A 19,751-nucleotide genomic window follows, 5' to 3' on the forward strand; every position below is an offset into this window, starting at 1 on the left:
CATGGCAATAATGCGCTCATCGAAGCCGGTAAAGCGCCGCTCATGCTTCGGGATCAGAACTGGCTCGAAGCTGCCATCGCGGTCGCGTGGCAACTCGACCCGCACCGGGCCGCGCTCGGTGATCACGGTCTTGCCGCTGAGGCCGTTACGGGCATTGGACTGCTCGGCCGGCTTGGGCTCGCCTGGCTTATAGCCCAAATGCATGCTCATCTCGGCGCTCATCGCCCGTTCGATGATGGCCCTGTTGAACGCCAGCATCAGGTCCTGGACCTCGCTGGGGGTCATCGGCCCTTTGACCAGCTCATCCAGCAAGCCCTCAGGCAAAGCCGGCAGCGGCCCGCGGGCCGCTGCCTGAGACGCTACCGTACGTTTCTTCTTCATTGGCATATCCATGGTCATTACCTCTCATGATATGCCTCGTACACAAAATTTCGGATAGGTCCTCGCCAGCCGATGCCCAGGTGCTCGTTTCCGGTCGGCGTCGTAACGCTGCCGTCCGATCAACAAGAGAAGATCATGGGCGCTCAGGGGGCTAGTGAAGTTCGTCGCGGCCGCCGGATTGGTGCCTTTCTACTAGTGCGAATCGTCGATTTCCCGATGCTCTGAATCGAGTCGACCAACGCCCGCGGGACCCAATCTCTCTGCGCGTCGCTAGTCCTCCCCGCGCCCACCGACCGGGCGCGCTCGCCAAGCGTTTGCAGCCCCATGGCCACCTCAATGGGGACCTTCCTTTGGACCTCGCCAGCGAACACCACTAGGCGCGAACCCGAGAGCCGGGAGAATTCGATGTTCTGGACGCTCTCAACGTCGACCAACACCACCGCGCTGACGCCCATCATTCCTCGGGATGCTCTGACCGCCCACACCGGAAGGACATCCGCCAAGTTGGCGTGCCAGCCAATCTTCTCCCGCAAGACCTTCATGGCTCATGCTTTCGATGAAGTTCTTGGCATCAACGTTTGTTCTACCCAATGCGTCCAGAGGGAGAGCGTTATCGAGGAACTGGTTGAGTGCTTCCCCCGTGAAAGAAATTGGCGAGCGCTTTCCCGGAAAGAACTTCGCCGACGGACGCTGCTGTGGGCTTGCGCTGCGACGCTCCTTCGCACTCCGACTTCGTGGCATTCCGCGCCGCGATACAGTTCCCGGGTTTCGGCCGTTAAATGGTTCGAGATGACGACCGGGATGCCCCTTGCGGTAGTGGCGCGGGCCAAATCGCCCAGCTCCTGTTGGCGTTCTCCAGCGAAGCCTTCCGAAGTGTATTTCGTGAACGACGGGTATCTTCGAGGTCGACGTAAGGGGGATAGCAGAAAATGAGCATCCCCCGGCATCTCGAGTTTGAACTCGTGCCGGAGCCAGAACTGAATGAGGCTCTGAAGCAAGTCCGCGAACTGCAGAATGGCGCGCCCGTTTTGGCGTCTCCCGCGCGCTGGGGCGCACTGACCCTGACCGCGAAAGGCGCAGGAGCCGCCCGATTCCGCACGGTTACCCGGAGGAACGTATTTTGCTTATTGGAGCGGAACACCCTACAAAGGGTTTCGTTGAGGTAGGGCTGTTCTGCTGGGATAAAGCAATGTAAGTGCATTTTGTCGCATAGCGGTCAGGGTGTGACGGATGGTTTAACGCTAGGGTAAATTGAAGTGAAGACCGAACAGAAAGGTGATGAAATCGCCAGGCGCGCGGTTCGGCCCCGCCAGCGCCCCAAAGCATTAATGGAAATCCGTAACCTAAAGATGGCGCAATCACCACACCGATATGTGCGCGGCAATGCGGCCAAGTTTTACGAATGGTTGGATGAAATAGGTCCCAATGCGCTACCTCAGGGTCCCCCCATTTGGATTTGCGGCGACTGCCACATTGGTAATTTAGGTGCTGTAGGCAACACCAAGGGCGACGTGGCGATTCAGATTCGCGACATGGATCAGACCACCATAGGGAACCCGGCGCATGACTTGATACGGCTCAGTGTCTCACTGGCTACGGCAGCGCGTGGCTCGCATCTTTCAGGGGTGGTAATCGCACGCATGACGGAAGCACTACTGGCCGGATATCTCGGTGTGCTGGATTCCAGGCACCGCTTCAAAGGAAGGCCAATAAAGCCCGCGGCTATTAGAGCTTGTATAAAAGAGGCAACCAATCGCACTTGGAGACAATTGGCGCGAAAGCGCCTGAAGACTGATCAGATACCCCCTGGCAAGCAATTTTGGCCACTGCGTCGCGATGAACGGACTGCGATTGAGCGCTTATGCAGAGATCAAGCGATGATCGAATCTGTCACGCATATTTCTGCACAGGAGGGCGACGACAAGCTGCAAGTCATCGATGCGGCGTACTGGGTGAAGGGGTGTAGCTCGTTGGGTCGCCTGCGCTATGCGGTTCTGCTCGGCGACGGAAACCGATGGAAGTACAGCCTGCTTGACATCAAGGAGGCAGCCCTGCCGGCAGCTCCCTGTGTCTCAAGGGAGAATCTGCCGCGTGACAATGGTGACCGGGTGGTCCAAGGTGCGAAGAATCTTTCGCCATTCTTAGGAAACCGCATGGTGGCGGCCAGAATTCTGGGCAAAAGCGTAGTTGTGCGCGAGTTGCTACCACAAGATCTCAAGCTGGAGGTCGAAACGCTTCCGGCGTCAGATGCGACGGAGCTCGCCTATTACCTTGGTAGCGTGGTCGGAAGAGGTCATGCCGGACAACTCTCTCAGAGCGAAGCGCGAACGTGGCGGCGCGAACTCATGCGGCACCACGGCAAAACGATCGAAGCACCGTCCTGGTTATGGACTTGTATCGTCGACCTTATCGGCATCCATGAACGCCAATATCTAGATCATTGCCGGCGTTGGGCACTGGGCGGTTTCGCCCCTGAGAGCCGCTAGGCAGGCGGAGAAGCCATTTGGAATCAAATACTTGTAAGATCGGCCAGTTCGCGGCGCGGGGAGGCCTGGAAAGCCGGATAGCAGCGCAGTTCCGCGGGCGTTAAGCCTTCGGCGGACGTCCAGTCTTCACGGCTTCGATCTTCCTGATTGCCGCCAGCAGTTCCTTCGGTGACCTCTCGGCCAGCAGCAGCAACCCGGCACGCAGAATTTCGCTCACGGCCGCGCCATGGCGGTCGCGGCCGCCCGCGTCATGTAGTCCTTGCGGGAGTGCCCGCGCCACCGTCGTCCATATCCGCGCGATGCTGCGTGACTGCAGGCTTGCCCGGATCCCTCTCGTTCGCATCGGCGGGCACCCTGATCCGGTACCAGATGGCATACATCGCTGGCAGGAACACCAGGGTCAGCACCGTGCCGGCAAGGGTGCCGCCGATCAGCGTGTAAGCCAGCGTTCCCCAGAACACCGATTGCGTCAGCGGAATGAAGGCCAGCACTGCCGCCAGCGCGGTCAGGAGTACCGGACGGGTACGTTGCACCGTCGCTTCGACGACCGCGTCGAACGGTACCATGCCCGCGCGCTTGTTCTCATGGATCTGCCCGATCAGGATCAATGTGTTGCGCATCAGGATGCCGGACAGCGCGATCAGTCCGACCAGGGCGTTGATCCCGAACGGCTGCCGGAACAGCAGCAAGGTCGGCACCACCCCGATCAGCCCCAGCGGGCTGGTGGCAAGCACCATGACCATGGCCGAGATCGAACGCACCTGCAGGATGATGATCAGCAAGGTCAGGGCCAGCATGATCGGGAACAGCGGCAGCAACGCCTTGGTGGCCTTGTCGGATTCCTCGATGGCGCCTGCCTGCTCGATCCGGTAGCCCGCCGGCAGCCTGGCCAGGATCGGCTGCAGCTGCTGCTGGATCGCCGCGGACACATCGGGGGGCTGCAGTCCCTCGGCGATATCGCCGCGTACCGTGATCGTCGGCGTACGGTCGCGGCGGCGCAGGATCGGATCTTCCATGCGCACATCGACGGTGCCTACCTGGGACAGCGGAATGCGCTGTCCTGCCGCCCCGGTCAAGGTGAAGCCGGAGATCTTCGCCGGGTCCAGGCGGATGTCTCCCGCGGCGCGCGCCAGCACCTGTACCGAGCGGATATCCTCGCGCACTTCGGTGACCGGCAGGCCGTTGAGCAGCAGTTGCAGTTGCTGCGCCACGCCGCTGGAAGTCAGCCCTACGGCCTGCAGGCGATCCTGCTGCAGTGTGAAGTGCAAGGCGGGCGCACGCGATCCCCAGTCGGTATTGACGGTCCGCATCAGCGGGCTGCTCTCCATCACGCGGCGAACGTCCGCCGCAATGGCGCGCAGTTTGTCCGGATCCGGCCCCGCGACGCGGAATGCCACCGGGAAGGGCGAGTAAGGGCCGAATACCAGCTGGCTGACGCGCACGCGGGCCTCCTGCGCCAGCCCATCGGCAATGGCCTGGCGCAGGCGGACCTTCAGCGCTTCGCGTTCGGCCTGGCTGTCGGTCCGCACCACGAGCTTCGCAAAGGAGGGATCCGGCAGTTCCGGCGACATGGCGAGATAGAAGCGGGGCGCGCCCTGGCCGATGTAGGCCGTCACGATCTTCGCCTCCGGCTGGCGGGCGAGCCAGGCTTCGACCTTGGCCGTGGCCGCGCTGGTCCGGCCAATCGCCGTGCCATAGGGCATCTGGACTTCGACCAGCACCTCGGGGCGATCGGAAGTCGGGAAGAACTGTTTCTTCACGATGTCCATGCCCAGCACCGACACCACGAAGCTGCCCACCACGACCGCGGCCACGATCCACTTGCGCCCGATGACGCGCCCCAGCAGGCGACGGAAGCGGTTGTAGTTCGGCGTGCCATAGATGGCATCGTGGCCGCCTGCGGCCTTGCCGATCTCGGGCAGCAGCTTGACGCCCAGGTAGGGCGTAAAGGCGACGGCGACGATCCAGGACACGACCAGGGCAATGCCCACGATCCAGAACATGTTGCTGGTGTATTCGCCGGCCGTTGAGCGCGCAAAGCCGTTGGGCATGAACCCCACCGCAGTGACCAGCGTGCCGGACAGCATCGGCGCGGCGGTGTGGCTCCAGGCATAGGCGGAGGCGGCGATGCGGCTGTAGCCTTCCTCCATCTTCACCACCATCATCTCGATCGCGATGATGGCGTCGTCCACCAGCAGGCCCAGCGCCAGGATCAGCGCGCCCAGGGTAATGCGGTCGAAATTCTTCCCTGTCGCCGCCATGACCACGAACACCGCGGCCAGCGTCAGCGGCACGGCGGCCGCCACGACGATGCCGACGCGCCAGCCCATGCTCACGAAGCACACCGCCAGCACCACCATCAGGGCGACGAAGAACTTGACCATGAACTCGTCGACCGATGCGCTGATGTTGACGGACTGGTCGGTCACCTTGGCCAGGCTCATGCCCAGCGGCAACGCTTCATTGATCGCCGACACTTCCGCATCCAGCGCCTTGCCGAGGTCCAGGCCGTTCCAGCCGTCGCGCATCACGACGCCCAGCAGCAGCGCGGGTTCGCCGTTGTTGCGGACGAGGAAGGTCGCCGGATCCTCGTAGCCGCGTTCCACCTTGGCGACATCCGAAAGCTTGAGGGTGCGGCCCTGCGCCACCACCGGCGTGTCGCGGATCTTCTGCAGCTTGTCGAAGGCGCCGTCGAGGCGAATGAAGACCTGCGGACCCGCGGTGTCGATCGACCCGGCGGGCGTGAGGGCGTTCTGGCTGTTCAGGGCCGCGAAGATGTCCTGCGGCGAGATGCCCAGCGTGGCCAGGCGATCATGGGAAAAGCTGACGAAGATGCGCTCGGACTGTTCCCCGATGATGTTCACCTTCTTCACGCCCGCGACGTGCAGCAGGCGCTGGCGCAGTGCTTCGGCGTCGCGGACCAGCGCCCGATGCGGCTCGCCCTTCGCCTTCAATGCGAACAGCGCGAAGGTCACGTCCGAATACTCGTCGTTGACGAGCGGGCCGATCACGCCGGCAGGCAGCGCCGCGGACTCATCCCGGATCTTCTTGCGCGCCTGGTAGAACTCTTCCTGGACCTCCGCTGGCGGGGTGCTGTCGAGCAGGGTGACGGTGGTGAACGCCAGGCCGGGGCGGGTGTAGGTCTCCGTGCGGTCGTACCAGCGCAATTCCTGCATGCGCTTTTCCAGCCGTTCCGCCACCTGGTCCTGCATCTCCTGCGCCGTCGCGCCCGGCCAGGCCGTGATGACGGTCATGGTTTTCACCGTGAAGGCGGGATCTTCCGCGCGGCCCAGCTGGAAGAAGGCGATGACGCCTGCCACCGACACCAGGAGGATCAGGAACAGCGTGACGGATCGCTCGCGCACCGCGAGCGCAGAAAGGTTGAAACCACTCATTGCTGCGCTCCCTGGCCGGAAGCCTGCGCGGCCCCGGTCCCGATTGCCGCGATCCGCACCTGCTCGCCCTCGCGCAGCAGGTGGGCGCCCAGCGCGATGATCCGGTCGCCGGCGCGGAGGTCACCGGCGACACGCGCGGCATCGTCGTCCAGGCTGCGCACCTTGACCGGGCGCCAGCTGACGCGATTGGACTTTCCGTTCAGCACCCACACGCCCGGGCCTTTGCCCGGATCGAAGAGCGCGCCGATCGGTACCTGCAGGTCGGCTTGCGTCGAGGCGCGGCGGACTTCCGGAATCCGGAGGACAACGGTGGCGCCGAGCGGGGCCTCGGCCAGCGCGCCTTCGAGCACGTACCTCGCTTCGTAGGTGCGGGTCTGCCGGTCCGCCGCGTTGGAAAGCTGCCTGAGTTTTGCCGATACCGTCAGCGTGTCGTTGCCGTAAAGGGTCGCCTCGCCGACCGAGCCCACCGGCGGCAGAAGGGTTTCAGGGAGGTGGACCACGGCTTCGCGCCGCCCCGCATGCGCCACGCGCACCACCACCTGGCCGGCATTGACGACCTGCCCGGCATCGGCCAGCGTTTCCACGACAACGCCGTCGGCGTCAGCGACCAGGACTGCGTAGCCGGTGGCATTCCTTGCCACGTCCGCCTGGGCTTCCGCTGCCTTGAGCTGTGCCCTGGCCGATTCCGCCGCGGCCCTGATCTGGTCGTAGGCCGAGGCCGACACCGCGCCGGTCCCGACCAGGTCGCGATAGCGGGCTTCGTCATCCGCCGTTTGCCTGGCCCGGGCCCGCGCGGCAACGACCGTCTCCTGCTGCGCGTGCTCCGCCAGCTTCAGGTCGTTGGGGTCGATACGCATCAGCGGCTGGCCGCGCTTGACCGCCTGACCCGTATCGACAAGCCGCTCCAGGACTTTGCCCGGGACACGAAAGCCCAGGTCGCCCTGGACCCGGGCGGCAACGGTTCCGGTGAAAGAGCGTGTGGCGGCGGCCGGGTCCTGGACGATTCCGACCCGGACCAGTGGGGGCTGGATGCGTGGATCGGCCGCCGGCGGCTCGCCGCAAGCGGCTAGTGCAAGTGGCAACACGCACGCGACGGCGGATAAAGCGATTCGGCGCTGAAGCATAAGGTCCTCTCTATGCGAGATTGAACCTGAATTATTGGTCGTGTGACCATTTTAGTCAATGGTCACAGTCGCGCGCAGCAGCGCGGCGGCGCATACGCCGCCTGCAACGACGCGCAGGTGCCTGTTACGGGGCCAGGCTGCGCAGTATCAGGCTGGAAAGCTGCGCGTGAGCCTCCGCGGCAACGTCGAGGTTGTGCTGCAGCAGCAATGGATCGATGTAGGGACGCATGACGAGGTAGATGCCGTTGGCGGTCTCGTCCAGCGGTGTCTTGCGCTCGAATTCACCCGATTTCCGGCCCTCCAGGATGATCCGCATCACGAGATTCCGGATGTGGTCCTCATAGGCGAGAACCGGCTGCCACCGCTCCTGCGCGGCCGCCGCGGCAATCGCGTAGAGCTTGCGGTCCTGGAAAAACAGGCGCACGCCGGCGTCGACCAGCGTCTTGAACAGCCGGCGCAAGCGTTCGGAAGCCGTCGGGACGGCGGCAAGGGCATCGTCGACCTCATTGGTGATCGCGCCCAGGCAGTTTGCGCAGATCACTTCACCGATCGCCTGCTTGGAATCGAAGAACTTGTAGATGTACGCCTTGGAGAAGCCGATCGCCTTGGCGAGGTCGGAAACCGTGGTCTTCTCGTAGCCGTAGAGGCTGAAGTGCTCGGTGGCCGCCTCGACGATCTGGGAGCGGACATTGTGGTCTGCGGGGCCCCGGGATGGCAGGGCAGAGGGTGTGGTTTCGGTCATTCGGCCAGCTTACCGTGGTAGATGGTCATTGACAACCAGTGACCAATTTATACTATAGTCACTACTCCGATCGCTTAAGTCACCGCACACTCCAATGCTTTTCCCTCGCTATCTGACCCTGCTGCTGAGTGCCTGCGCCATGGCGGGCTGCGCCGTCGGCCCTGATTACAGAAAACCGGACGTTCCGGTTTCGGAACGCTACCTGGGCCAGTCCGGCATTGAACAACGGCACGCGCCGCCGCCGGCCGAGCTGGCAACCTGGTGGGAAGGTTTCGGCGATCCCATGCTGACCCGCCTGGTGTCGCTGGCGCTGGAACAGAACCTGGACCTGGCGCAGGCGTCGGCGCGCGTCACCCAGGCACGCGCGGGGCTTGGCGCGGCCAACGCGGCCTTGCTGCCTTCGGGTAGCGCCAGCGCGCAGGCGGGCAGGAGCTACCAGTCGATCGAGACGCCGCTTGGCAGGCTGCAGAATGCCACGCCGGGCTTTGACAGATATGGCAATACCTACGAGGCTAACCTCGGCGCCGGCTGGGAGCTGGACGTCTTCGGCGGACTGCGCCGCGGGCGGGAAGCCGCGCTGGCGGAATATCAGGCCTCGGCAGCGGGCGCGGCCGCGACGCGTCTCGCCGTGGCCGCGCAAACGGCCGACCTGTACATCACCGTGCGCGGATTGCAGACCCGTCTGGGCATCGCCAGACGGCAAATGGAGACGCAGCAGAAATTGCTCTCCACGGTTGGCCTGCTGTTCGGCAAGGGCCTTGCCGCCGAGCTGGAGGTCCGTCAGGCCGAGGGCGCGCTGGCCCAGGTCAGCGCCACCATCCCGGTGCTGGAGACGGGGCTCGATGCAGCGTTGAACGCGCTCGACGTGATGCTTGGTGTTCCGCCGGGCACGTATCGCGCCGAACTGGGCGGTCCAGGAACGATACCTGCGGCACCGCAGCTGGCCGGTACGGGTTCGCCGGCGGACCTGCTGCGACGCAGGCCGGACCTCATCGTCGCGGAGCGCCGGCTGGCGGCAGCCAACGCACGCATCGGTGTCGCCATTGCCGAGTACTACCCCAAGTTCTCGATCAGCGCCCTGTTGGGCAGCGCCACGACCGTGGCCGGCGGCAACCTGTTTTCCGCGGGCGCGAGCCAGGCGGCGGGCGTGCTGGGCTTGCGCTGGCGCCTGTTCGACTTCGGCCGCATCAACGCCCAGATCGACCTGGCCCGCGGCCAGGAGGCGGAAGCCCTGGCGGCATACCGGCAGGCCGTGCTGCGCGCGACCGAAGATGTCGAAAATGCCTTTTCCGCGCTGATCAAGCGTGAAGAGCAGGCCGGAACGCTGGCACAGGGTGAAGCCTCGCTGACGCAGGCGCGTAACGCCTCGCTCGCGGCCTACCAGAAAGGTGTGGTCCGCCTGATCGAGGTGCTGCTTGCCGACGAGAGCCTGCTGCGCACGTCCGATGCCAGGGCGCAGGCCCAGACGGAATCCGCCCGCGCCGCCGTGGCCGCGTTTAAGGCGCTGGGCAGCGGCTGGCAGCCGGCAACGGCCCTATAAGGCAATAATGCGGCTTGCTTTCCGGCAATCCGGCTGCTGGACTCAAAAGTCGCACAGTTGAACGTACGGAGCTTTGGGGATTTACAGAGCTTGTGGCTATGACGGCGGTATATCGAGACCCGTGCGGCCAACGGTCCCTAGTCAATCATCCCTTGAACGTCAAAAACATGATAGCCCCAGGGGGGCATGTCGAGGAACAGACCACGGGCGTGCAGGTCATCGCCTGGTCGGTCGTAGACCGCAGGACCGAGCCGGTCCTGGAGTCGTATGGTCCGCCCTGCCAATTCCGTGAAGGGAATTCGCATGAAACATTGGCTTTGCTGGGGTGAGTAGTTTACGGCCACGAAGATCCACTCATGAGAAGCACGTACCCAGCCGAACGCAATGAAGTTGTCGGACGTTTTGTTGTCGACCCAGGCGGGAATGCATTCGAGCAAGGACCAGTTGCCGTCGCGAAGGAGCGGTTGGCGCAATACAGCAAGCAGCCGGGTATAGAACTGCGCGAGCATTCCGTCCACCGCTTCATCCGGGGCGCGGACCAGGTGCGGCGAGATACGTGCTCGCCGGCCCTCGAACTGTCCTTGGTGGAAAAACCGCAAGCCCGGCGTGAGGAAGGTCAGTACGGCGGCAGCTTCATGAACTTCGGATGCAAAGGTTGATGCCGCGCGCGGTTCATCGTGATTCTCCAGGAAGCGCACCAACTTGTCCTGATAGGCGAGCTCAGCGTGCAGGTGCTCTCGCACGGGGCGGGCGTGCTGCTCATGCAAGCGGTCGTACAAGCGCTTGTCATAAGTGTAGTCGAAGCCCTGTTGCTGCAGCGTCCATTCCAGATCCCAATACACTTCAGCCATGAACAGGAAGCCGGGATGCTCGCGCCGCACCGACTCCGTCGCCTTTGGCCAGAACGGGCCAGCCCGGATGCCCCAGGTGCGCTCAAACACCTCTGGCAAGATAAGCATGGCCATGTCGCAGCGCACACCGTCGCACTGGTCGGCAATGCGCTCCAGTTCGCCAATCATCGCTTGCTGCAATTGCGGATTACCGTAGTTGAGCTGCAGCGTGTCCTGCCAGCCGTCGAAGTATGGGTCTCTGCCGTAGGCGAGCAACATCGGTCCGCTCCTCGTTTCCACGCGGCAATAATTGCGTGGCGAACGCACCAGAGCCTCCTCGCTGCAATGGACGAAGTAGTCGGGGTGCTCGTCCACCCATGTGTGATCCGGGGCCATGTGGTTCGGCACAAAATCGAGCATCAGGCGCAGCCCGCGCTTTCTCGCGCGTGCGCGCAGGCGCGCCAACGCTTCGTCGCCACCGAGGTCGCGGTGCACGGTGTAACGTTTGATCGCAAAGCCGGAACCAGCGATATCTGCCTCGCGCAGATCGGGCAGCGTTTGCTCGAACTCCCGACGCCACGCCGCATTGCTGCGCGAGATGCGCTGCGCGGCAGCCCCGGTCTGCCAAACGCTCAGCAGCCAGAGCCAGTCGAAACCCAGCTCTGCCAGATGGTCCAGTTCGGTGTCGGGGATATCATCCAGCGTGGCCGCATGGCCGAGCGATTGCGACAGCTCGGTCATACGGACTCGGGTGTTGAGCTGGTATAACGCCGGGTAGCGAGGTGTCAGCACAGCTGTCAACCAGTCTAGGTGGCCTTCTCGGGAGAGACCGGGTTGCCCGGAGTCGCAGACTCCGGGCCGTCGTGTGTGCCTCTAAGCGCGCGCAAGGCAGCGACCTGCGCGCCCGGCGTGAGCAACATGTCCTTCGACAGTATGGAATTCCCTTGGATGATGCGCGCGACGCAGCCCGTCCAGCCGGTCTGGTGGCTCGCGCCGAGCCCCACGCCGGTGTCGCCGTGGAAATATTCGTAGAACAGCAGCAGATCGCGCCAGTGGGGGTCGTCGCGGAACTTGTTTGCTGCGCCGTATATGGGCCTGCGGCCGTCTTCGTTGCGCAGGAAGATCCGACTTAAGCGCTCGCCTAATTCATGCGCCACTTCGAGCAATGTCATCATCCGCCCGGTCCCTGTTGGGCACTCAACTTTAAAGTTCTCGCCGAAGTAGGCATACAGGCGTATCAGCGATGTATAGATCAGGTAGTTGATGGGCATCCACACGGGCCCGCGCCAGTTGGAATTGCCGCCGAACATCCCGGTGTCGGAATCGCCGGGCACGTAGGCCACACGATACTCTTGGCCTGCATGGCGGAAGACGTAAGGGTGATCGAGGTGAAAGCGCGACAGCGCGCGAATGCCATGCGGGCCGAAGAACTCGTCTTCATCCAGCATGCGCGTCAGAATCCGGCGCAGCTTCTGCTCGTCAACGATCGCCAGCATGCGACGGTTGGATACCCCGGGCTGTTGCGGCAGATGCATGCTGGCGGCGAGCTCCGGGTGGCGCCCCAGGAACAGCTTGGCACGCTCCCGGAACGTCGGTAGCCTGGCGAGGATGTCTTCCTCGAACACGGCCACCGCCGCTAGCGGCAGCAGCCCTACGATGGAGCGCACCTTGAGGCGCGTGGCATTGCCGTCAGGGAAACGCAACACATCATAGAAAAAGCCATCCTCGTCATCCCACATTTCGTCGTTCCGATCGCCGACGCTGTCCAGCGCGCCGGCAATGAACACGGTGTGCTGGAAGAATTTCTCTACGAACTCCTCGTAGAGCGGCTCCTGCAGCGCAAGCTCGACGGCGATACGCAGCATCTGCTGGCTGAAGAACACCATCCAGGCAGTACCGTCAGCCTGATCCAGGTAACCGCCCGTTGGCAGTGGCGACGACCGATCGAACACGCCAATATTGTCGAGCCCGAGAAAGCCTCCCTCGAAGACATTGGCCCCCGTCCGGTCCTTGCGGTTGACCCACCAAGTGAAGTTGATGAGCAGCTTGGAGAAGGCGTACTTGAGGAACTCGACATCGCCTCTTCCACCGTGACGCTCCTTGTCAAGGACGTAGAGCTGCATCGTAGCCCAGGCATGCACGGGGGGATTGACATCGCCGAAGTTCCATTCGTAAGCGGGAAGCTGGCCATTCGGATGCAGGTAGTCGTTGCGAAGCATCAGGTCGAGCTGTTGCTTGGCGAAGTCGGGATCGACCATGCTTAGTGGAATCATGTGAAACGCCAAGTCCCATGCGGCGTACCAGGGATACTCCCATTTGTCCGGCATCGAGATGATGTCATCGTTGAACATGTGCGCCCATTCGCTGTTGCGTACCCGCCTTCGCTCCAATTTCGGCAACCGGCCACCCGCGCCGTGCTCGTCGAGCCAGATACCGAGGTCATAGTAGAAGTACTGCTTAGTCCAGAGCATGCCGGCCAGCGCCTGGCGCATGACGTTCGCTCGATCTGGGTCGCCACGAATGGCGGAAGGTGTGATCGACGCGTAAAAGGCATCGGCCTCCTCCAGCCGGGTGGCAAATACCGCATCGAAGTCATTGAAGGGTGCGAATGCCGAGCCCGGTGCCCGGGTCGTCAAGCGCAACCGCACGACTTGTGACTCACCGCCGCCGATGTTGAGGTGATAGTGGGACGCCGCCTTGGTTCCCTGCTGCGCCGGATTCACCGCCGCGGCGTCGCCGTGCACGATGAAGTCGTGGATACCGTCCTTAGCATAGGGCGACGCGTTGCTTGTGCCGAACAGCCGGGCGTTGTTAGTCTCATTCTCGGTGAAGAGCAGCGGCACGTCCGAGTCGCAGTAGAGGTAATACTCGCCCAGCGATTCCTGAATTAAAGGGTCGCTGTGACGAGCGCGGACCGTCGCTTTCCCGGAGGAATCGACGCGCTCGACGATTGGCTTCGAACCGCCTCGAGGCTGCGACCAAGTATTGCGGAACCACAGGGTCGGCAACACGTGAAGCGGCGCTGCATCTGGACCGCGGTTGAAGATGCTGATTTTGACAAGCACGTCTTGAGGCGTCCCCTTCGCGTACTCGACAAAGACGTCAAAATACCGGTTGCCGTCAAACACGCCGGTGTCCAGTAACTCGTACTCGGCTTCATGCTTGGTGCGGCGGCGGTTGGTCTCGACGAGATCCGTGTATGGATAGGCGGCCTGTGGATACTTGTACAAATACTTCATGTACGAGTGCGTCGGCGTGGAATCGAGATAAAAGTAATACTCCTTCACGTCCTCGCCATGATTGCCCTCGCTGTTGCCCAGTCCGAAGGCGCGCTCCTTGAGAATCGGATCGCACCCATTCCATAGCGCTAGCGCGAAGCACAATACCTGATGATCGTCGCTAATACCGCCGAGGCCATCCTCACCCCACCGGTAGGCGCGTGAGCGGGCCTGGTCATGGGTGAAGTAGTTCCAGGCGTCGCCGTTGTCACTGTAGTCTTCGCGCACCGTCCCCCATTGCCTCTCGCTGAGGTAGGGGCCCCACAATTTCCATGCTGCGCGGCCCGCGTGCGCTTCATCGAGCCGGTGTTTCTCTGTTTCATTGCTCATGACGCAATCCTTCTCTAGCCGGCGAGGCCGGGCAAACTGCCCGGTGTGAACACGATATATGCGCAATCCAATCAAGCGTCAGTCAGCTTGCGCCAAATCTGCTAAATGCTTACTGGTACACAGGAGACATTCTTCAGAATATGGTTAAGCTGGTTCCCGGTCTTGATCACACCCCTGGAAATGAAGAAGGCGAGCAGAGAAGCGACCGCAGTCGCCCGGTGTCGAGGGAGGTACCAGATCTCTGCGCTTGGGATGGTCACGGCCGCAAACAGGGCCGCGGAGCCGCCGACAAGGCCTGCGCCGACAATGACAATCTTCGGTTGCCGCATGGCAAGCCTCCTTTCGAGCCTGTCTTCAGGTGCGCTTGAACCTATTGAAGTGCGCAGGGATCTCACTCTCTTGCTCCATATCAAATAATATTTCGAGCTGTTCCGTGACGAGTCGAGAGAGCCTCTTTTCGCAGGCCTTTGCAATAAAGTGAAGCACCGCGGGAAGATCGATGCCGTCGTGCCAGTAGGCAATGCTCGTACGGCAGCATTGGGCGGGGTCGTCCGCGCCCTGAAATTCCTTGTTCCTTTTCGGCGTTCACAGCTACTTCATTCTTTTAAAGCGATGTCTAAGGCGTTAACTGAAAGGACGAGCGTCTTGACGGCCTCCGACGCAAAGTGCGATCAGATGCCAACGTCTGCCAGTTCGTGTTGCCCCGCACAATATATAGCTGAGGCTGATCCTCGGACACCGTTGGCAGCGACGAAACGATGCGATCGGAAGTGGACCGCGCGTCCGAGCTTTGATCATATGTTGATACCCACCTTGCTGCGGGAATGACGGAGGCGGAAGCGCGACCAATCAAAGGTAGGCTCCCATAGAACCAACCACTATATTTCTGCAAGACAGTCGGGTGTGGCCTGCCCGAGGGCGTGCGCCACGCTTGCGTCGAACGCGCTCGATTCGCGCAACCTGCGGGCCGGAGACCACGCTTACAGTTGGGCTTGACAGCCGAGCAATTCCTCGCCGCTCACAGCGCAAAGAACCGACCATGTGGGGAGCCAGTATGAACGGGATGGACGATGCCGCGCTTGGATCCGCACCATGCGTTGGTGACGAAAACACCTTGCAGGTGTTATTGGTGGCGTCGGAGATCGTTCCGCTGGCCAAGACAGGCGGCCTGGCGGACGTCTGCGGGGCGCTTCCCACGGCCCTTGCCCGGCTTGGGATCGATGTGCGCCTGATGATGCCCGCCTACCCTGAAGCCCTGGCGCGCCTTGTTGCGCCGCGACAGGTTGCCGATCTTGGAGAATTGCTGCCGGGAGCTTTCGTACGCCTGATCGCAGGTTCGATGCCGGATTCCCGCTTGCCGATATGGCTGGTCGACTGCCCGGCGCTATATGACCGGCCTGGGACGCCATATCAGGACGCGAGCGGCTGTGAATGGGAGGACAATGCGCAGCGCTTTGGCGTCCTCTGTCATGCCGCCGCGCGGGTGGCGCTAGGACATGCCGTGCCCGGATGGCGCGCAGACGTCGTCCATGCGCATGACTGGCATACCGGGCTGGTGCCACTGCTGGTGGCGCTGAGCGGCCAGCCGCGCCCGCGCACGATATTCACTATCCATAACGCCGCGTTCCAGGGCAACTTCCCACTCGGTCTGGCCGAGCAGCTTGGTTTGCCTCAAGACACATTGACTCCTGATGGAATCGAATTCTACGGTCAGCTCTCGTTCCTAAAGGCCGGTGTGCGCTATGCGGACAAGGTGACCACCGTTAGTCCGACATACGCGAAAGAAATCTGCACTCCCGAATTCGGTTTTGGCATGGATGGGGTGTTCCGAGCCCGAAGTGCGGACCTCGTCGGCATTCTCAATGGTATCGATGTGCAGCACTGGGATCCCTGCACCGATCCGCATCTGTCGCGTAATTACTCGTGCAATGACTTGCGCGGCAAGGAGTCATGCAAAGCGGATGAGCAACGGCGCCTCAGCCTGAATGTCGACACTTCCGCGCCGCTGGCGATCTTTATTAGCCGCTTGACCTGGCAAAAGATGGCCGACGTACTCCTTGAACGGTTGCCGGACATGTTGACGCGCCACCCGCGCCTGCAATTTGCGCTACACGGGCGCGGCGAAAGTAAGCTGGAAGCCGGCTTTGCCCGCATGGCTGCCTGCTTTCCCGGGCGTGCATCGGTGCAGATTGGCTATGAGGAGGCACGGGCGCATAGACTCCATGCTGCCGGCGACATTCTTCTGCACGGGTCTCGCTTCGAGCCATGTGGCCTGACTCAGATGTACGCCATGCGTTATGGCACGGTTCCGGTCGTTCGGCGGGTCGGTGGACTGGCGGACAGTGTACGTGATGCAGGTATCCATGATCGGCGCGCTCCTGATGCGACCGGCTTCGTGTTTGACGACGCCACTGGCGAAGCCATGGAGTCCGCGCTGACTCGCTGCCTCTCGCTGTACGAGAGGCGGCCCAAGCGCTGGTCAGAACTCCGGAAGCACGCCATGTCGGGAGACTTTGGCTGGACGCGTTCGGCTGCAAGTTACGCGCGTATCTACCTTGAACTGGCGGGTAAACGTATTTCCCTGCCTGGCAGGCGTATGCCGGTATGCGCGGGAGCTTCCACGGATCACGAGCCAACCGCTGCTAGCGGAGCCGGGCGGCAGCAAGCGATCTTATAGTAGTGGGGGCTTCACATGTATGTCTTACCGGCGGAAGTTTCTGAAACCGCTGTCTGCGCTCGTACAGTGGTCCTCGCTGCGCTCGAAATAGAACTTGCACTGCGCATGTAGTTGATGCCACGCAGCGGGGGAGGTACCCAGTACGGACCCTTGATCCACGGCAAATAGCCATGGCGATTCAACTCCTATTGTGGAAACACGGTGTGCAGTTGCTTTCCACATCTGAGGCCGCGAGTTTGATCGAATTATGGTCGGCACTTTGCGAGGGTAACCATGTCATCAACCCTGAATATTCTTGTGATGCCAGCGCACCTTGGCTGGACTGTCTGGGCTGAGGACAGGGCAGATGTGTACAGGTTTTTGGGTTCACTCAATGAAGCCATAGAAGCAGCTATTGATATCGCAAAGCTGGAGAAGGCCGAACTAGCCGTCTACGGACTCGATGGCAGGATTCGGATGCGACGTTCCTTCATTGAACGAACATCGGAAGCGCCTTCGTTTTCGCGGACCCGAGGCGAGAACGTCGAGGAAGCCTCCGATAGACCAAATTAAACCGGCGTGTGGACACCAAGCTTTGGCAACCGCCGTTGGTCGGTCACCGACTCTTGTGCCGGCGCGCGGGGCGGCGAATGAGAAGCGAGAAGTTCGTGACTTGAATTGCAGATCCAATCTCAGATCACTGGATAGCGCCAACTCGGCAGATCAGCCAAGGGTAGTCGGTCCGCCAGACTCAGGGCGTGCGCAGGCGCAGCGCGACCTCAATTTGTGAGACTCATCATGCTCAAGAAGTCCATTCCATCCCTGATCATTGCCGCGTTGACAGCAGTCGGCATGACACAGTTGAGCCATGCGCAGAAGAACTACACGGAGGGGGGCGATCTGTACGGAGGAAGCCATGCCGCCAAGAAGCTGTCCCCCGATGCCGACGCAGCCAAGGCCAGCAAGTTTGATTCCTACACCGACGGTGCGAAGCAGTCGACCGGATCCCACCTGAACGCTTCCAATAAGCCTTTCGATCCGTACTCCGAAGGGGCGAAGGCCGACAGAAACGACCCTTACACAGACGGCGCAAAGACCGGCAAGTTCGATCCATATGCCGATGGCGCGATGGCGCCGGCTGCTGGCAAGTCCCGGTAGGACCGTCAATCCTGGGGCAAGACGGTCAAGCAGGGCGAACGGCTGTACCGGCCGGCTCGTTCAAGACCGTGGTGTCTCCGGAACGGAGCAAGGAGACCATCTCGGGCTTCTACATGGCCGGAGACTCCATCGGCATGGACGGCGTCTGCCAGGAAGCCCATAACTGCGATGCGATTGCCCTGGAGGACCGAGCTGATCAACCTGGACGCCCTGGATGCTCGCTAGCGGCGTCATACCCGGTGAGGCATGGCGTGAACGATCCCGGTCTTGATTCCGGCATTCCCGGCCGGCTCGGAGATGTCTTGGCCGCCGCCGCGTCCCGCGAAGTCGGCGCGCTGGTGTTCCGGCCGCTCGAGATCGATACGTGGCAGGAGCATGTCATCTACATGCATCCGGATTGCCCCGTCTGCCGTGCCGAGGGCTTTTCCGCGCAGGCGCGTGTGCGCGTGCAGATCGGCGACCGGTCATTGATCGCCACGCTGACACTGCTGGGCGCGCCGCTATTGAACATGGGCGAAGCGAGCCTGTCGGTGAGCGCGGCACGAACGCTGGCGGCACGCGCCGGCGATGTCGTGCATGTCACCCATGCACCCGCGCTAGAGTCGGTGCGGGCACTGCGTGCGAAGATCTATGGCTGTCACCTGGACAGCGCCCAGCTGGAGGGCATTATTGGCGACATCAGTGCAGGGCGGTACGCTGACGTGCATATTGCCGCGTTTCTCACCGCCTGCGCGGATGGTCGCATGAGCCTGCGCGAAACCGTCGATCTGACCCGCGCCATGGTCCGGTCCGGCCAGCGCCTGAGCTGGGATAGGGAAGTGGTTGCCGACAAGCATTGTGTCGGCGGGCTGCCGGGCAACCGCACCACGCCGATCGTGGTGGCCATCGCGGCAGCCGCGGGGCTGCTGCTGCCCAAGACCTCTTCACGCGCGATCACGTCGCCCGCCGGCACCGCCGATACGATGGAAGCCCTGACCCGCGTGACACTTGACGCGACGGAACTGCGGCGCGTGGTGGAACAGGTCGGGGCTGCACTGGTGTGGGGCGGCGCGCTAAGCCTGAGTCCCGCGGACGACGTACTGATCCGCGTGGAGCGCGCCCTGGATATCGACAGCGATGCGCAGTTGGTGGCCTCAATCCTGTCGAAGAAGATTGCCGCCGGATCCACTCATGTGCTGATCGACGTGCCGGTGGGGCCGACCGCCAAGATCCGCGAAGACAGCGAGCTGGAGCGCCTGCATATCGCCATGGCCAAGGTCGCGGACGTTTTCGGGTTGAAGATCCGGATTCTGCGCACTGACGGCTCGCAGCCGGTGGGCCGGGGCGTCGGGCCGGCGCTGGAGGCGCTCGACGTGCTGGCAGTGCTGCAGTGCCAGCCGACGGCGCCCGCCGACTTGCGCGAACGCTCGCTGCTGCTGGCGGGCGAGCTGCTTGAGTTCTGCGGCGCGATGCCGGCCGGGCAGGGACGGTTGCAAGCCGGCAGTCTGCTCGACAGCGGCGCCGCCTGGGCCCGGTTCCAGGCTATCTGCGAAGCGCAAGGGGGGCTGCGCACGCCGGGGCAAGCGGTGTTCCGGCGCGACGTACTAGCGGCCCGTAGTGGCATCGTGACGTCCGTCGATAACCGGCACGTCGCGCGCGCGGCGAAGTTGGCCGGGGCACCGCGCCGACAGGTGGCCGGGCTGGAACTGCATGTCCGCACCGGAGACGAGGTCGTAGCCGGCGCGACGCTCTGTACACTGCATGCCCAGGCGTCCGGCGAACTGGAATATGCGTACAGCTACGCCCGGGCGCATGACCCCTTCCGCATCGAATAGCCCAGGCGTCCCGTTCG

At 62.6% G+C, this 19,751-nt stretch carries 14 protein-coding genes; 6 read left to right on the forward strand and 8 right to left on the reverse strand.

Annotation, left to right across the window (positions count from 1 at the left end):
* Together K309_RS0126220 and K309_RS0126225 are read right to left on the reverse strand one after the other, a co-directional pair.
* The coding region (locus tag K309_RS0126220) for a transposase (RefSeq protein ID WP_369796516.1) at window positions 1-387 on the reverse strand (387 nt) is incomplete at its 3' end.
* A gap of 137 nt (window positions 388-524) precedes the next feature.
* Window positions 525-923, reverse strand: coding sequence for a hypothetical protein (locus K309_RS0126225; RefSeq protein WP_029049154.1), 399 nt, complete (start codon window positions 921-923; stop codon window positions 525-527).
* A 714-nt stretch (window positions 924-1,637) separates the two neighbouring features.
* Here K309_RS0126225 and K309_RS0126230 point away from each other — a divergent pair.
* Window positions 1,638-2,867: a DUF2252 family protein gene (locus tag K309_RS0126230; RefSeq protein ID WP_232232493.1), complete on the forward strand. Its 1,230-nt coding sequence runs from the start codon at window positions 1,638-1,640 to the stop codon at window positions 2,865-2,867.
* Window positions 2,868-3,115: 248 nt separating this feature from the next.
* Here K309_RS0126230 and K309_RS37500 read toward each other — a convergent pair whose 3' ends face one another.
* The 3 genes from K309_RS37500 to K309_RS0126250 all read right to left on the reverse strand — a co-directional run bounded on the left by K309_RS37500 (window position 3,116) and on the right by K309_RS0126250 (window position 8,128).
* A complete protein-coding gene (locus K309_RS37500) occupies window positions 3,116-6,262 on the reverse strand; it encodes an efflux RND transporter permease subunit (protein ID WP_051320618.1) in 3,147 nt (1,048 codons plus the stop codon).
* The gene (locus tag K309_RS0126245) at window positions 6,259-7,386 is read right to left on the reverse strand and encodes an efflux RND transporter periplasmic adaptor subunit (protein WP_029049156.1); all 1,128 of its coding nucleotides are present in this window, start codon (window positions 7,384-7,386) and stop codon (window positions 6,259-6,261) included. Before K309_RS0126245 ends, K309_RS37500 begins: the two co-directional genes overlap by 4 nt.
* A 124-nt stretch (window positions 7,387-7,510) precedes the next feature.
* Window positions 7,511-8,128 (reverse strand): TetR/AcrR family transcriptional regulator, encoded by a 618-nt coding sequence (locus K309_RS0126250; RefSeq protein ID WP_029049157.1) that lies wholly within the window; start codon window positions 8,126-8,128, stop codon window positions 7,511-7,513.
* 94 nt (window positions 8,129-8,222) lie between these two features.
* On the opposite strand from K309_RS0126250, the gene K309_RS0126255 reads away from it, so the two are divergent.
* Complete coding sequence (locus K309_RS0126255) at window positions 8,223-9,668, forward strand: efflux transporter outer membrane subunit (RefSeq protein ID WP_029049158.1); 1,446 nt, start codon at window positions 8,223-8,225, stop codon at window positions 9,666-9,668.
* Window positions 9,669-9,805: 137 nt separating this feature from the next.
* Here the strand turns inward: K309_RS0126255 and K309_RS0126260 are convergent, their stop codons facing one another.
* The 3 genes from K309_RS0126260 to K309_RS0126270 all read right to left on the reverse strand — a co-directional run bounded on the left by K309_RS0126260 (window position 9,806) and on the right by K309_RS0126270 (window position 14,435).
* Window positions 9,806-11,239, reverse strand: coding sequence for an alpha-amylase family glycosyl hydrolase (locus K309_RS0126260; protein ID WP_198030859.1), 1,434 nt, complete (start codon window positions 11,237-11,239; stop codon window positions 9,806-9,808).
* A gap of 65 nt (window positions 11,240-11,304) precedes the next feature.
* Entirely contained in the window at window positions 11,305-14,106 is a 2,802-nt protein-coding gene (locus K309_RS37505; RefSeq protein WP_198030860.1) for an MGH1-like glycoside hydrolase domain-containing protein, read from the reverse strand.
* Window positions 14,107-14,207: 101 nt separating this feature from the next.
* A complete protein-coding gene (locus tag K309_RS0126270) occupies window positions 14,208-14,435 on the reverse strand; it encodes a hypothetical protein (protein ID WP_029049160.1) in 228 nt (75 codons plus the stop codon).
* Window positions 14,436-15,160: 725 nt separating this feature from the next.
* On the opposite strand from K309_RS0126270, the gene glgA reads away from it, so the two are divergent.
* The 4 genes from glgA to K309_RS0126285 all read left to right on the forward strand — a co-directional run bounded on the left by glgA (window position 15,161) and on the right by K309_RS0126285 (window position 19,734).
* Entirely contained in the window at window positions 15,161-16,783 is a 1,623-nt protein-coding gene (gene glgA / locus K309_RS37510) for a glycogen synthase GlgA (protein WP_232232494.1), read from the forward strand.
* Window positions 16,784-17,056: 273 nt separating this feature from the next.
* Window positions 17,057-17,335, forward strand: a complete 279-nt coding sequence (locus K309_RS40390; RefSeq protein ID WP_084402554.1) for a DUF2188 domain-containing protein — start codon at window positions 17,057-17,059, stop codon at window positions 17,333-17,335.
* A gap of 225 nt (window positions 17,336-17,560) precedes the next feature.
* Window positions 17,561-17,920, forward strand: a complete 360-nt coding sequence (locus K309_RS0126280; protein ID WP_029049161.1) for a hypothetical protein — start codon at window positions 17,561-17,563, stop codon at window positions 17,918-17,920.
* Between the two features lie 302 nt (window positions 17,921-18,222).
* The gene (locus K309_RS0126285) at window positions 18,223-19,734 is read left to right on the forward strand and encodes a thymidine phosphorylase family protein (RefSeq protein ID WP_029049162.1); all 1,512 of its coding nucleotides are present in this window, start codon (window positions 18,223-18,225) and stop codon (window positions 19,732-19,734) included.
* The last annotated feature ends 17 nt before the right edge of the window (window positions 19,735-19,751 follow it).

This window comes from Cupriavidus phytohabitans, from assembly GCF_000426345.1.
Lineage (GTDB): Bacteria > Pseudomonadota > Gammaproteobacteria > Burkholderiales > Burkholderiaceae > Cupriavidus.

Bases quoted from the DNA above. Each gene is read 5' to 3' on its own strand.
- K309_RS0126225 (WP_029049154.1), bottom strand. From the start codon at position 923: ATGAAGGTCTTGCGGGAGAAGATTGGCTGGCACGCCAACTTGGCGGAT.
- K309_RS37500 (WP_051320618.1), bottom strand. From the start codon at position 6,262: ATGAGTGGTTTCAACCTTTCTGCGCTCGCGGTGCGCGAGCGATCCGTC.
- K309_RS0126245 (WP_029049156.1), bottom strand. From the start codon at position 7,386: ATGCTTCAGCGCCGAATCGCTTTATCCGCCGTCGCGTGCGTGTTGCCA.
- K309_RS0126250 (WP_029049157.1), bottom strand. From the start codon at position 8,128: ATGACCGAAACCACACCCTCTGCCCTGCCATCCCGGGGCCCCGCAGAC.
- K309_RS0126255 (WP_029049158.1), top strand. From the start codon at position 8,223: ATGCTTTTCCCTCGCTATCTGACCCTGCTGCTGAGTGCCTGCGCCATG.
- K309_RS0126260 (WP_198030859.1), bottom strand. From the start codon at position 11,239: ATGACCGAGCTGTCGCAATCGCTCGGCCATGCGGCCACGCTGGATGAT.
- K309_RS37505 (WP_198030860.1), bottom strand. From the start codon at position 14,106: ATGAGCAATGAAACAGAGAAACACCGGCTCGATGAAGCGCACGCGGGC.
- K309_RS0126270 (WP_029049160.1), bottom strand. From the start codon at position 14,435: ATGCGGCAACCGAAGATTGTCATTGTCGGCGCAGGCCTTGTCGGCGGC.
- glgA (WP_232232494.1), top strand. From the start codon at position 15,161: ATGAACGGGATGGACGATGCCGCGCTTGGATCCGCACCATGCGTTGGT.
- K309_RS40390 (WP_084402554.1), top strand. From the start codon at position 17,057: ATGTCATCAACCCTGAATATTCTTGTGATGCCAGCGCACCTTGGCTGG.
- K309_RS0126280 (WP_029049161.1), top strand. From the start codon at position 17,561: ATGCTCAAGAAGTCCATTCCATCCCTGATCATTGCCGCGTTGACAGCA.